The following is a 13266-nucleotide window of genomic DNA, read 5'->3' on the forward strand; positions in this document are numbered from 1 at the left end:
GGCGCCGGTCAGGGCTTGCGTACGGCGTGCCCGCCGAACTGCTGCCGCAGTGCGGAGACGGCCTTGAGCGCCGGAGAGTCCTCCTGCCGGGAGGAGAACCGGGCGAACAGCGAGGCGGTGATGACGTTCAGCGGCACGGCGAGCCGGACCGCCTCGTCCACCGTCCAGCGCCCCTCGCCGGTGTCCTCGGTGTAGTCGCTGAGCTGGGTCAGCTCGGGGTCCTCGTCGAGGGCCCGGTCGAGCAGGTCCAGCAGCCAGGAGCGGACCACGGTGCCCTCGCGCCAGGACTTGATCACACCGGGCACGTTCGTGACCAGTTCGGAGGCGGACATCAGCTCGTAGCCCTCGGCGTAGGCGTGCATCAGGCCGTACTCGATGCCGTTGTGCACCATCTTGGCGTAGTGGCCGGCGCCGACCGGCCCGGCGTGCACGAAGCCGTAGTCGCCGTCGGGCTTGAGCGCGTCGAAGATCGGCATGAGCCGGTCGACGTGGTCCTGTGCGCCGCCGACCATCAGGCCGTAGCCGTTCTGCCGGCCCCACACCCCGCCGGAGACGCCCACGTCGACGTAGCCGATGCCGCGTTCGTGCAGCCGCTCCGCCCGCAGGGCGTCCTCGCTGAACCGCGAGTTGCCGCCGTCGATGATGAGGTCGCCCTCGTCGAGCACGGCGGCCACCTCGTCGATGGTGGCGTCGGTGACGGCGGCGGGCACCATCACCCAGACCGCCCGTGGCGCGTCCAGCTTCTCGGCCAGTTCAGCCATGCTGGCGACATCGCTGCGTTCCAGGTTGTGGTCGAGACCGACCACCTCGTGACCGGCGGTGCGCAGCCGTTCGCGCATGTTGCCGCCCATCCGGCCGAGTCCTACCAGGCCGAGCTGCATCTCTGGTGACCTTTCGTGGGTGCGGTTGGCTCTGCCGGTCAGCGGGACACGCGGATCGGCATGATGAGGTACCGGTACCCACCGATGAGCTCGCCATCCTCCCCGGCGGGAGAAATGACCGCAGGCTTGAAGGCGTCGACGAAGTGCAGCACGGCGAACTGGGTGCCGAGGTTGGACAACCCGTCGATGAGGTACTGCGGGTTGAAACCGATGGTCAGCGGTTCGCCGGTGAAGCTGGCCTCCATGGCCTCGCTGGCCCGGGCCTCCTCGGTGCCGCCGGCCTCCACCACCAGCCCGTCGGCGCTGAAGCTGAGCAGCACGGGGGTGGCGCGTTCGGCGACCAGGGCGACCCGCTTGACGACCTCGATGAGGGTGCTGACCGGCACCCGTGCCTCGGCGTTGTGGCTGGCCGGGAAGAGCGAGCGGACCGGCGGGTAGTTGGCGCCGTCGAGCAGCCGGCTGGTGGTGCGTCGGGTGCCACCGGAGAAACCGATCATGCCTTCGCCGGCGGCGCCCTGGGACAGGGCCAGGACGACCTGGCCGCCGAGGGGGCCGAGGGTCTTGGCGGTGTCGTTGAGCGTCCGGGCGGGGACCAACGCGTTGAGGCTGATCTCCGGGTCGTCCGGGTTCCACTCCATCTCGCGCAGGGCCAGCCGGTACCGGTCGGTGGCGAGCATGGCCAGGTTGCCGCCGGACAGTTCGATGCGTACGCCGGTCATCATCGGCAGCGTCTCGTCGCGGCTCGCGGCGACCGCCACCTGTGCCACCGCCGCGGCGAACGCCGCCGCATCGACGGTGCCGGCGCTGGCCGGCATCTCGGGCAGGGTGGGGTAATCCTCCACCGGCATGGTGGGCAGGGTGAACCGGGCGCTGCCACAGACCAGTTCGAGATGCGCGCCGACGGCGGCGATGTCGACGGGCTTGGCGGGTAACGCCTTGGTGATCTCGGCGAGCAGCCGCCCGGAGACCAGCGCGGCGCCGTCGGCGTCGCCCTGCACCTCGACGGTCACCTGGCTACTGACCTCGTAGTCGAAGCCGGAGACCTGCAGACTGCCCTCGGTGACCCGCAGCAGCACCCCGGCCAGCACCGGTACGGACGGCCGGTTGGGCAGGCTCTTCGCGGTCCAGGCCACGGCCTCGGCGAGCGCGTCGCGCTCCACTCGGAACTTCATCAATGCCTCCGCGTCGACGTCGACGTCGTCAACTCTCTCATGCCGGACGCTGCCCACCGACCCGCCTGGCGTGCGGGTACCCCTCGCACCTTAGGGCGCGAGCGTATCGGCTGTGTGTCCGACCCCATGGTTCGTGTCGCTGCTGACGGGTCTGTCCGGCAGCTGTCGACCGATCCACAGGAAGTCCAACGGTGATGATTGGTTTTTGTTCTTTCAGAAGAGATAACTCATCGTCTTCATCGCACCTGTGCAAACTGTGGAGAACCCGAGTACGGGCAGGTCAGGTGCGTTCTCCACAGGTGGGTTCGTTGTGGATGAGCGGGGGTAAAACCCGCCTGGCGATCCACAGGTGGCTCCCGTGCACACGGTTGTCCACCGTCGTCCACCGGTTGTCCACCGGTAATCCACCGACTTTCTCCCCAGACCTGTGGATCGCCGCGCGCGTCTCGTCCGCCGTCATCCCCAGAACCTTCAACAGCTTCCCCACAGGCGACCGGTCGGCGGTGGACAACGGCGGTGGTTGTCCCCAGGCGTCCACAGCGGTCCACAGCATTGTCCCCAGGGTTTCTCCACAGGCTGTGGGTAACTGGGTGTTGACGGCGCGTGTTCATCCACCGACGGTGGACAACAAGCTGTGGACAACGAGTGGCGCGCGGTGTGGACACGCCTTCGATCGTGTGGCCTATACCTCGTCGAGGGTCAACCCGGTGAGCACGAAGAAGGGTCCGACCGTGATCGGCCGGACCCTCACCGTGGTCGTGCGGGGGGCGTACCCCTCAGGTGTTCTGCTTGATCCGGTTGGTCAGCTCGGCGATCTGGTTGTAGAGCGAGCGCCGTTCGGCCATCTGCTGGCGGATCTTGCGGTCGGCGTGCATCACGGTGGTGTGGTCGCGCCCACCGAAGGCCTGGCCGATCCGGGGCAGCGACAGGTCGGTCAGCTCGCGACACAGGTACATGGCGACCTGGCGGGCGTTCACCAGCACCCGCGACCGGGAGTGCCCGCGCAGGTCCTCCAGGCTGACGCCGAAGTAGTCGGCGGTGGAGACCATGATCTGGTCGGCGGTGATCTCCGGCCCGGTGCCGTCCGGGATGAAGTCCCGTAGCACCTCCTCGGCCAGCGACAGTTCCACGTTCGACCGGGTCAGGCTGGCGAACGCGGTGACCCGGATCAGCGCCCCCTCCAGTTCCCGGATCGAGTTCGACACCCGGGAGGCGATGAACTCCAGCACGTCCGGTGGGGCGAAGAGTCTCTCCTGTGCGGCCTTCTTCTGCAGGATCGCGATCCGCGTCTCCAGGTCCGGTGGCTGGATGTCGGCGAGCAGGCCCCACTCGAACCGGGTCCGCAGCCGGTCCTCCAGCGTCGCCAGCTGCTTGGGCGAGCGATCTGAGGTGATCACGATCTGCTTGTTGGCGTTGTGCAGGGTGTTGAACGTGTGGAAGAACTCCTCCTGGGTCCGCTCGCGGTTCTCCAGGAACTGGATGTCGTCGATCAGCAGGATGTCGACGTCGCGGTAGCGGCGTTGGAAGGCACTGGTCTTGTCGTCCCGCAGCGAGTTGATGAAGTCGTTCGTGAATTCCTCGGTGGAGACGTACCGGACCGAGCGGGCGTTGCCCAGCGTGGTGGCGTAGTGGCCGATCGCGTGCAGCAGGTGGGTCTTGCCCAGTCCCGAGCTGCCGTAGATGAACAGCGGGTTGTAAGCCTTCGCCGGTGACTCGGCCACCGCTACGGAGGCGGCGTGCGCGAAGCGGTTGGACGACCCGATGACGAACGTCTCGAACATGTACTTCGGGTTGAGCCGGTTGCCGCCACTGTCCGCGCCGGTGGGCAGTCGCCGATCGTCTCGGCCGACCGGTCGGTGATCCGGACCGCCGCGGCCGGGTCCGCTGTCGGTGGCGCCGTCGGCCGGTATGGCCCGAATCACGTGTTGGTCGCGGGGCGAAACGCCGGAGTCGTCGCCGTAGCGCGACGCGTACCCGCGCGGGCCGGTGGTCCCTCGGTCCAGGTGTCCACCCTGATCGGCGAAGCCCAACCGCTCCGACGCGCGCCGTCCTGTGCTCTCCGCCGGTGGGACGGGCTCGCCGAACCCGGCACCGAAGAGGCTCTCCTGTCCGCCGGGGCCAGCGGTACGGGAATCGTCCTCGACGGGTGGTGCGTCCGGCGGTGCCGGCCGGTCGAACCGGCCCGGGTGGGGCTGCTCGGGAATCAGTGGGAGCTGCCGCCCGCTGTCGGGACCGGTCGACCGGTCGGCCGACTCGCCGGGACCGTGGTCCATCGGGTCCGATTCCGGAGTGCTGCGGTAGACGGTGCCGGTGGCCCGGCCGTCCTCCGGTACCCGGACGGTGACGGCGACCTGGACCGGTCGGCCCAGCCGGCGGGTCAACGCCTCGGTGATGGCCGGGCGCAGCCGGGACTCGATCACGTCCCGGGTGAAGGCGTCCGGCACGGAGAGCAGGACGGTGTCCTCGACGATCGCGCGCAGGCGGGTCAGCCGCAGGTATGCCCGCTGTTGCGCGGAAATGATCTCGTCAGCGAGTTCGTCGGTCGTCGCCGTCCACACCGCGGCAAGGTCGGTCGTACCGGCCACCGTCGTGCCACCCCCTCGCCTCTGCTCCCGGACGCCGCCGTCTTCCGGTGGCCCGATACCGGCGGGCGAGATGACGCCACCCACCCGATCGCCGCACCCGGTCGTTCTCCACAAGTTATCCACAGCCTGTGTACCGACCGATTGTGGCCGCCCGCCGATCGCGGGTCGGACCTGCCCCCTGCCGTGGCCGGGCACTGAAGCGGGGTTCACCGTGCCGAACGATTCACCACCGTGTCCGGTCTTGCCTGCCGGCGACATCGGCGAAACTCCGACGCTGACCGCAATCGGGCACGGTAACAGCGTTGTCGCCGCGTCTTCAACCGCCAGCGCGGGTCGCCCCTGTCGGCATCCGTGAAAACCGCCGCTTCGGTCGTCTCCCGTCGCAGCTCACCGCCGCCGTGACCGGGTTTGACGCTGATTGCCCCCCGGCCTAGGCTGGAGGGGCTGCTCTCACGCCCTCTGCTAGGGTGATGGGTGCTCGCTGCCCGCGGTCGCGCACCGCACAACCGAGGTCACGCACCCGCAGGGCAGCACCGATCGGGGCTGCCGCAGCGGCGGCCCGGACCACCACGACCCGGCGATCCACTCGTCCGGGGCGTCCGACAACGGAGAGCCTGACGTGAGCAAGCGCACCTACCAGCCGAACAACCGCCGGCGCGCGAAGACCCACGGCTTCCGGCTGCGCATGCGCACCCGGGCCGGCCGCGCCATCATCTCGACCCGTCGCGCCAAGGGCCGCGCCCGCCTGTCGGCCTGAGGCCGGTCAGGTCCGCTCCGGAGGACGTGACGTCGTGCTGGCGGCCGCCCAACGACTGCGGCGCAGCAGCGACTTCGCCGCAGCGGTTCGTGGTGGTCGTCGAGCCGGTCGCGGTGCCCTGGCCGTCCATCTGACCGTGCCGGGCACAACCGGATCCGACAACGCAGCGCCGAAGCCGGCGCGGGACAGCGCGGAGGCAGACTCCACGCCAGTGTCCCGCGCCGGCTTCGTCGTTTCCAAGGCGGTCGGACCGGCGGTGGTCCGCAACCGGGTCCGCCGCCGGTTGCGGCATCTGACCCGCGAACGCCTCGTCGACCTGCCGGCCGGAAGCACCCTCGTGGTACGCGCCCTGCCGGCTGCGGCCGACGCCACCTACCAGCGACTCGGCGCCGACCTGGACGCGGCGCTCGAGGCCGCCCGGGCCGGTCGGAGACGGCGGCCCCGATGAGTGCCGAGCAGACACCGTCCGGCCCGGCTACGCCCGGTGCCCGGGTGCTGACCCTGCCCATCATCGCGTACCGTCGGTGGATAAGCCCGGCGTTGCCGGCCCGCTGTCGGTTCTACCCGTCGTGCAGCGCCTACGCCCTGGAGGCCGTGGCCCGGCACGGTGCGCTCCGGGGAGCCGGTCTGACGGTCCGGCGGCTGTCGCGCTGTCACCCATTCCATCCTGGCGGATACGACCCGGTGCCGGAGCCGGGCGACCGTCGACCTGCCGACGTGACTGGAGCCTGAGAATTGAGTCTCGACTGGATCTACTACGCGATCTCGTGGATCCTGCTGGCCTGGCACTCGGCCTGGGACGCCATCGGCATTCCGGACGGCGCGGTCCTCGGCACCAACTGGGCGTGGATCCTCGCCATCGTCTTCCTGGTGGTCACGGTCCGGGTCATCCTGTTCCCGGTCTTCGTCAAGCAGATCAAGTCGCAGCGGGCGATGCAGGCGCTCCAGCCGCAGGTCAAGGCCCTCCAGGAGAAGCACAAGGGTGACCGGGAGACGCTCCAGAAGGAGATGATGGAGCTCTACCGGAAGGAAAAGGCCAACCCGCTCATGGGCTGCCTTCCGATGTTCCTCCAGATCCCGGTCTTCCTCGGCCTCTTCCACGTGCTGCGTCGCCTGAACCCGGACCCGGCGAAGAACAACAAGGACATCTACGGCTGGACGGTCGACCAGTTCAACAGCGCCTCGGACGCGACCCTGTTCACCGCCCCGATCGCCAGCAAGTTCGGCTCGACCGCGGCGGAGCTGGCACAGCTCGGTGCCAACGGCACCGTCGTGAAGATCATGGCCGGTGTCCTGGTGCTGGTGATGATGGGCACCACCTACCTCACCAGCCGCCAGATGATCCTCAAGACGGGTTGGGCGGAGGACCCACAGCAGCGCATGATCCAGCGCCTGATGCTCTACGGCATCCCGCTGTCCCTGCTGGTTTCCGGCGCCATCTTCCCGATCGGTGTGATCATCTACTGGGTCACCAACAACCTGTTCACGCTCGGGCAGCAGCAGTGGGTGCTGCGCAAGTTCCCGCCGCCGGTGACCGCGACCAGCGCAAAGCCGGGCACCTCGGCGCGTAACGGCGCACAGCCGGCAAAGACCAGCGGGTTGTTCGGCCGGAGCAAGCCGACCCCGGCACCGCCGCCGGCCGCGCCGAAGATCGCCGGCCCGAAGCCGGGTGCCAAGCCGGTCAACCCGAAGAAGGGCCGCCCCGCCAAGCGGCAGGGCTGAATACGTCCGGGCCGCCGCCGGAAGACCGGTGGCGGCCCGTTGCACGCCGTGCGGCCGCCGTATGGCCGGCGCAGGTGCGCGAAGCGTCACCCGTGCGGTGGCGGACGGGCGAGACTGCCCCTACAGACGTGCCCGCGGGCACCGGCGACGTCCCGCCGGCCCCGGGAAACCAGCGGACCCGAGGTCCGGCCGAGCGAGTACGGAGATGACACCGTGACCGACACCAGCATCCCCCGCGCCGACCAGCCCCTGGACGACGAGGAGCCGACCGCGGCGGCTCCGGTCAGGGGCGAGCCGGAGGAGACCGACGCCGAAGCGGCACCGAGCAAGACCGCCGGCGAGAGTGACCTGTTCCGGCAGAGCGAGATCGCGGCCGACTACGTGGAGGGGCTGCTCGACATCCTCGACTACGACGGCGACATCGACGAACTGGTGTCGGGCGGCCGCCCGGTGGTCGAGGTCGTCGGCGGACGCCTGCAGAACCTCGTCGGCCAGCGCGGCGCCACTCTGGAGGCACTTCAGGAACTGGCCCGGCTCGCGGTGTTCCGGCAGACCGGCGCACCGAGCCGCCTGCTGCTCGACGTGGGCGGGTACCGCGCCAACCGGCGGAAGGAACTGGCGGCGGTTGCCCGCAACGCCGTCGAGAAGGTCAAGGAGCACGGGGAGCCGGTGCGGCTGGAGCCGATGTCGGCCTTCGAGCGCAAGTGCGTTCACGATGTGGTCAACGCGATCGACGGGGTGGAGAGCGAGTCCGAGGGCGTCGAGCCCAGCCGGCGCATCGTCGTCCGTCCCGCGGACTGACGGGTGACTCGACAGCACGCCAGCGGCAGCGCCGCGTCCGGCCCGGGTGGTACGCCGCCCGGGCCGCCGGCTGTCCCGCCGGACCCCAGCACTGCCGTGCTACCGCCCGAACTGGCCCCGGCGGCTCGCCAGCTGTTCGGCGTACGCCTCGACGTCGCGGCCGCGTACGCCGAGCTGCTCGCGACCGACGGTGTGGTGCGCGGGCTGATCGGCCCCCGCGAGGCACCCCGGATCTGGGACCGTCACCTGCTGAACTGCGCGACGGTGGCCGAGCTGATCCCGCCGCGCGCCAGCGTGCTGGACGTGGGATCGGGTGCCGGGCTGCCCGGTCTGGTGCTCGCCATCGCCCGGCCCGACCTGGCGGTGACCCTCATCGAGCCGCTGGCTCGCCGTACCGCCTTCCTGGAGGAGGCGGTGGAGGCGCTCGGACTGACCGACTCGGTGCGGGTGTTTCGCGGCCGGGCCGAGGAGGCCGTCGGGAGGGCGGATGCCGTGCCGGGCGAGGTGGTCACCGCCCGGGCGGTGGCGCCGCTGGACCGGCTGGCGAGTTGGTGCCTGCCGCTGACCGGGGTGGGTGGTCGACTGCTCGCCCTGAAGGGTGCCTCCGCGGCGGAGGAGATCGCCGAGCATGCCGAGGCGGTGCACCGCCTCGGTGGTGGTCGACCCGTCTTGCACCGATGTGGTGCGGGCGTGGTGGATCCGCCGACCACCGTGGTCGAGATCGTCCGGGAACGGACCGCCGGTCCGGCTCCCCGTACCTCGTCGAGGAAGTCGCGTTCGCGTCGCCGGTGAGCCGGGTCGGGACCTGGCCTCTGGTGCTGCGGCTGTCGCAGCTGACTTCGGCTCGTCGTTCCTGCTGCTGACCTGCGTCTTCACGCCGTCCCCGTCGTGTGGGGCGGGGTTTCGGGGCGGTCCTGGCCGGTTCCCCGGGCAACATGCGACCGGCGGGTTACGAACCCGACGTGGACCGGCCGCGCCCGTGCGCCGTAGGCTGGCCGCGCGTCGATAGTGTGGAGCGGGCGGCGATGGATTTCCCTCCGGGGCCTGACCGCTCCCGCCGGGCGGTACCTCTGCGGAGAGCACGCGAGTGGCCCGGTTGACGGGTGCGGACCGACCATCCGAAGCGGGCAGGGATGACAGGTGCATGACGACGGCAGGTACGACGATCCGCGCGTGACCGGGTCACCGGGTGACCCTGTTTCACGTGAAACCGAATATCCGAACTGGCGGCCCTCCGAGGTGTCGCAGAGCCCACCCGAACCCGGTCGTAACGCGCCGACGTCGGGTGTTCCGTGGTCGGGGGCCGGCGAGGGAGCGGACGCGAGTGGTCGCCCGATCAACGCGTCCCCGGACGCGCGGGTGATTCCGATTCGCCGGAACACCTCCGCCTCCGCACGGTTCGAGGCGGCGGCGGCAAACCCCCCGACCTCCGCGATGGTGCCGGATCCTCGACCGGCTTCCGACACGCCCGCACCTGCGGATGGTTCCTACGCAACAGCCGCGACCGAGGCCGCGTACGTTTCACGTGAAACCCCGACGCGCGAAGAGGATGACCCACCGTTGGCTATGGAGGCGATGCGCGCCGTGCAGATCCTGAATCCCAGTGGCGAGGTGACCATGCCTCGGCCCGACCGGACCCGGGTCATGTGCGTCGCGAACCAGAAGGGCGGCGTGGGTAAGACCACGACCACGGTCAACCTCGCGGTGGCGCTGGCCCTGCATGGCAACCGGGTGCTCGTGGTCGACCTCGACCCGCAGGGCAACGCCTCGACCGGGCTGAACGTGCCACACCACACCGGCGTGCCCGACGTCTACGACTGCCTGATCAACAGTGTGCCGCTGGAGGATGTGACCCAGGCGGTGGAGGGCATTCCCAACCTCTGGTGTGTGCCGGCCACCATCGATCTCGCCGGTGCCGAGATCGAGCTGGTCTCCGTGGTGGCCCGTGAGTCGCGGTTGGACCGCGCCATCACCGCCTACCCGGGGCACTTCGACTACGTGTTCATCGACTGCCCGCCCTCGCTCGGTCTGTTGACCGTCAACGCGTTGGTGGCAGCGCAGGAGGTGCTCATACCTATCCAGTGTGAGTACTACGCGCTCGAAGGGCTCAATCAGCTCATCAACAACATCAACCTGGTTCGTCAGCACCTCAACCCGCAGCTTGAGGTCTCCACGATCCTGCTCACCATGTACGACCGCCGTACCCGGCTCGCCGACGCGGTCGAGCAGGACGTCCGGAACCACTTCGGAGACAAGGTGCTCGAGGCGGTGATCCCGCGTAACGTGCGGGTCTCCGAGGCGCCCAGCTACGGCCAGTCGGTGATGACCTACGATCCCGGTTCGCGGGGCGCGACGAGCTACTTCGAGGCCGCGCAGGAGATCGCCGAGCGGGGCGTCAAGGAGCCGGTGAGCCGGAATGCGTAGTGCGTACGAGGCGCTGGGAGGCGTGGCATGAAGAACCGTCCACGGGGCGGTCTGGGGCGGGGCCTGGGGGCGCTCATTCCGACCGGGCCGGCGCCGGACGCTGGCGCTGGCACCCTGACCGGGGGAACGGGTGGGTCGACGGCCGTTGCGGCACCGACCGTAATGCCGGTGTCGGCCCCGCCGATCGAACCTGAGGCGACCCTGAGCCCGGTGCCCGGCGCCCGCTTCGCGGAGATCCCGGTCGACTCGATCGTGCCCAACCCGAAGCAGCCTCGCCAGGTCTTCGACGAGGAGGCCCTGGAGGAGTTGAAGACCTCCATCCAGGAGGTCGGCTTTCTTCAGCCGATCGTGGTGCGGCAACTCGACGGCGAGAAGTTCGAGCTCGTCATGGGCGAGCGCCGGTGGCGAGCCGCCCAGGCGGTCGGCCGGGAGCACATCCCGGCGATCGTGCGCGACACCCGAGACGACGCGATGCTGCGGGACGCGCTGCTGGAGAACATCCACCGGGCGAACCTCAATCCGCTGGAGGAGGCGGCCGCCTACCAGCAGCTGCTGGAGGAGTTCGGGGCCACCCACGAGGAACTCGCCCGGCGCATCGGTCGCAGTCGGCCGCAGATCTCGAACACCATCCGGCTGATGAACCTGCCGGCCCCGGTACAGCGCCGCGTCGCCGCCGGTGTCCTGTCCGCCGGGCACGCCCGGGCGCTGCTGAGCCTGGAGGATCCGGAGACCCAGGAGCAACTGGCACTTCGGATCGTCGCCGAGGGCCTGTCGGTCCGGGCGACAGAGGAGATCGTCGCGCTCGCCCTCAACGACGGGCCGGGCAAGAAGGAGTCGGCGAAGCGCCGCCCGAAGCCACACGCTCCGGCGCTCACCGATCTCGCCGACCGCCTCTCCGACCGGTTCGACACCCGGGTGAAGGTGGACATCGGGCGGAGCAAGGGCAAGATCACGATCGAGTTCGCGACCGTCGACGACCTAGAGCGAATCGTCGGCATCATCGGAGTGGAGCGCGAAGAGTCGGAAGACTGATCCACGAATCGACAAGGCCGCCTCGCCAGGCACCTGACGAGGCGGCCTTGTCGTCTCGGCAGCCGCAGCGCACAGTACCGGTCCCGCCTCAGTCAGCCGTCAACTGCTTAGAGCTCCTAACTCTTTGAGTGTTGGAGTCGGCGCCAGCAGATGATGGCGCAGGCGAGGGTGAGGAACGCTTCGTGGATGTCGTCGCGGATTTCCCAGCGGATGCGGAGGCGGCGGAACCAGTGCAGCAGGGCGATGGTCTGCTCGACGACCCAGCGTCGGGTGCCGAGTCCTGAGCCGTGCTTGGTGCCGCGTCGGGCGATGACCGGGGCGATGCCTTTGGCTCGCAGGTCGCGCCGGTAGCAGTCGTAGTCGTAGCCCCGGTCGGCGTAGATCCGCTCGGGTCGCTGTCGTGGCCTGCCGCGGATGCCCTTGATCCGGGGGACCTTGTCCACCAAGGGCATGAGCTGGGTGACGTCGTGGCGGTTGCCGCCGGTCAGCGCCGTGGCGAGGGGGATGCCGCCCGCGTCGGTGATGACGTGGTGTTTCGAGCCTGGCTTGCGGCGGTCGACCGGGCTCGGACCGGTTTTGGGCCGCCCTTGAGCGCCCGGACGTGGGAGCCGTCGATCACCGCCCGCGACATGTCGAGCTGCCCGGCGGCCCGGAGTCTGCCGAGTAGCACCTCGTGCAGTCGTTGCCACACGCCGGCGTCGTTCCAGTCCCGCAGCCGGCGCCAGCAGGTCATTCCCGACCCGAAGCCGAGCTCCTGTGGCAGGTACTCCCACGGGATCGCGGTGTAGAGCACGAACAGGATCCCGCACAGCACCTTGCGATCATCCAGGGGCTTGCGGCCGGGGAACCGGTGCCTGCGTGGTGGTCGGGGTGGCAGCAGCGGCGCGATCTCGGCCCACAGGTCGTCCGAGACGATCCACGGCGGCTGCTCACCCCTCCTCACGTTCAGACAGAACGACCCTCACGTCCCGAGGACACGCCCAACATCATTTCGTTAGGAGCTCTTAGTGCCCGCCGCTCGCCGGCCCCGATCGGTTGCGCGGCCGGACGGCGTTCAGTGAGGCGGTGGCGGTTGATTCTGGCCGACGACGCCACGCGGCTGGTGTGTGTCAGGTAGGCCGCCGGTGGCCGTCCGAGCTGCGTGTCAGGTAAGCCGCCGCTGCGTATCAGGTAGCCGCCGGTTGCCGGCCGTGCGCGGCGCTCCCGGTGGAACGTTCCTGGGCGCCACACCAATCACCGATCGGCGAGGGCGAGCAGCAGCACCGGCCCGGCGGTTTCCAGTTCGGCATGAACTGGAGCGACTACTCCCGCTTCCGTCGGCGACATCTTCGGCGCCCCTGGCCATCAGCCTGCGGAGGCAGGTCAACGACGGCGAAGACGGCGCTCTCTCGGCGGTGGCGTGTCGGTTGCCGCCTCGGTCGGCGCGACGCCGCTGCGGTGCCCTGATCCGGCTCCCGGGGCGACGGGTGGAGGTCGCAGCGTCAGTCGCCGGGCACTCTCCGACTTACGGCATGTCGGACCCTCAGACCGGAGCTACGGCGCGACCTACCGCAAGCTGTGACCGGCAGCCGGGGTCCGACATCGAGCGGAGGTGCTCGCGGTGGTCGGGCTGCCGTCGAGCACTGGATCGCCAGGACCGCCACGTGGTGCCGGCTCGCTGACCGACGAGGGCTGCCCGTCCTCGCTTGGTGCCGTCGCGGACGGCCGCCACGGCGGACCGTTGCGAACGGGCAGGCGTCGAATCGGGGGCGGACGAGACACGGGCCTGCCGACCACCGGGTGGTTCGAGGCAGGGATACCGCTCGACCGAAGCCGGAGCAGAATCCCGGCCAGGTCCGCCGCCCGGTGGACTTTCGCAGCGGTGACCGGGTAGCCGGCAGGTGCCGAAGCGG

At 69.8% G+C, this 13266-nt stretch carries 12 protein-coding genes; 8 read left to right on the top strand and 4 right to left on the bottom strand.

The window, feature by feature from the left end:
• Positions 1-8: 8 nt before the first annotated feature.
• From gnd to dnaA, 3 genes are all read right to left on the bottom strand, one after another.
• Positions 9-881, bottom strand: a complete 873-nt coding sequence (gene gnd / locus ENC19_RS20650) for a phosphogluconate dehydrogenase (NAD(+)-dependent, decarboxylating) (RefSeq protein ID WP_164448761.1) — start codon at positions 879-881, stop codon at positions 9-11.
• 38 nt (positions 882-919) lie between these two features.
• Complete coding sequence (gene dnaN, locus ENC19_RS20655) at positions 920-2053, bottom strand: DNA polymerase III subunit beta (protein WP_164448762.1); 1134 nt, start codon at positions 2051-2053, stop codon at positions 920-922.
• A gap of 776 nt (positions 2054-2829) precedes the next feature.
• The gene (gene dnaA / locus ENC19_RS20660) at positions 2830-4638 is read right to left on the bottom strand and encodes a chromosomal replication initiator protein DnaA (protein ID WP_164448763.1); all 1809 of its coding nucleotides are present in this window, start codon (positions 4636-4638) and stop codon (positions 2830-2832) included.
• Positions 4639-5257: 619 nt separating this feature from the next.
• Between dnaA and rpmH the strand changes: the two genes are divergently transcribed.
• From rpmH to ENC19_RS20700, 8 genes are all read left to right on the top strand, one after another.
• Positions 5258-5395 carry a 50S ribosomal protein L34 gene (gene rpmH / locus ENC19_RS20665; protein WP_013736606.1) on the top strand — a complete coding sequence of 46 codons (138 nt, stop codon included), beginning with the start codon at positions 5258-5260 and terminating at the stop codon, positions 5393-5395.
• A 34-nt stretch (positions 5396-5429) separates the two neighbouring features.
• Positions 5430-5843: a ribonuclease P protein component gene (rnpA, locus tag ENC19_RS20670; RefSeq protein ID WP_164448764.1), complete on the top strand. Its 414-nt coding sequence runs from the start codon at positions 5430-5432 to the stop codon at positions 5841-5843.
• A complete protein-coding gene (gene yidD / locus ENC19_RS20675; RefSeq protein ID WP_164448765.1) occupies positions 5840-6127 on the top strand; it encodes a membrane protein insertion efficiency factor YidD in 288 nt (95 codons plus the stop codon). Before rnpA ends, yidD begins: the two co-directional genes overlap by 4 nt.
• Positions 6128-6130: 3 nt before the next feature.
• Positions 6131-7117 (top strand): membrane protein insertase YidC, encoded by a 987-nt coding sequence (yidC, locus tag ENC19_RS20680; RefSeq protein ID WP_164448766.1) that lies wholly within the window; start codon positions 6131-6133, stop codon positions 7115-7117.
• 213 nt (positions 7118-7330) lie between these two features.
• Complete coding sequence (locus ENC19_RS20685; protein ID WP_164448767.1) at positions 7331-7918, top strand: Jag family protein; 588 nt, start codon at positions 7331-7333, stop codon at positions 7916-7918.
• A gap of 111 nt (positions 7919-8029) precedes the next feature.
• Positions 8030-8710, top strand: a complete 681-nt coding sequence (rsmG, locus tag ENC19_RS20690; RefSeq protein ID WP_166458925.1) for a 16S rRNA (guanine(527)-N(7))-methyltransferase RsmG — start codon at positions 8030-8032, stop codon at positions 8708-8710.
• A gap of 348 nt (positions 8711-9058) precedes the next feature.
• On the top strand, positions 9059-10342 hold the full coding sequence (locus ENC19_RS31510) for a ParA family protein (RefSeq protein WP_164448769.1): 1284 nt from the start codon (positions 9059-9061) through the stop codon (positions 10340-10342).
• Between the two features lie 27 nt (positions 10343-10369).
• On the top strand, positions 10370-11374 hold the full coding sequence (locus tag ENC19_RS20700) for a ParB/RepB/Spo0J family partition protein (protein WP_164448770.1): 1005 nt from the start codon (positions 10370-10372) through the stop codon (positions 11372-11374).
• Between the two features lie 116 nt (positions 11375-11490).
• Here the strand turns inward: ENC19_RS20700 and ENC19_RS20705 are convergent.
• A protein-coding gene (locus tag ENC19_RS20705) for an IS5 family transposase (protein ID WP_164448904.1) occupies positions 11491-12290 on the bottom strand; the annotation gives its coding sequence in 2 pieces (ribosomal slippage) (positions 11491-11954 and positions 11954-12290; 801 coding nt in all).
• Between the last annotated feature and the right edge of the window lie 976 nt (positions 12291-13266).

Source organism: Verrucosispora sioxanthis, from assembly GCF_010560025.1.
Lineage (GTDB): Bacteria > Actinomycetota > Actinomycetes > Mycobacteriales > Micromonosporaceae > Micromonospora > Micromonospora palythoicola.

What these genes read in the sequence shown, in the direction of transcription:
- dnaN (WP_164448762.1), bottom strand. Translation starts at nt 2,053, where the DNA reads ATGAAGTTCCGAGTGGAGCGCGACGCGCTCGCCGAGGCCGTGGCCTGG.
- gnd (WP_164448761.1), bottom strand. Translation starts at nt 881, where the DNA reads ATGCAGCTCGGCCTGGTAGGACTCGGCCGGATGGGCGGCAACATGCGC.
- yidD (WP_164448765.1), top strand. Translation starts at nt 5,840, where the DNA reads ATGAGTGCCGAGCAGACACCGTCCGGCCCGGCTACGCCCGGTGCCCGG.
- ENC19_RS20700 (WP_164448770.1), top strand. Translation starts at nt 10,370, where the DNA reads ATGAAGAACCGTCCACGGGGCGGTCTGGGGCGGGGCCTGGGGGCGCTC.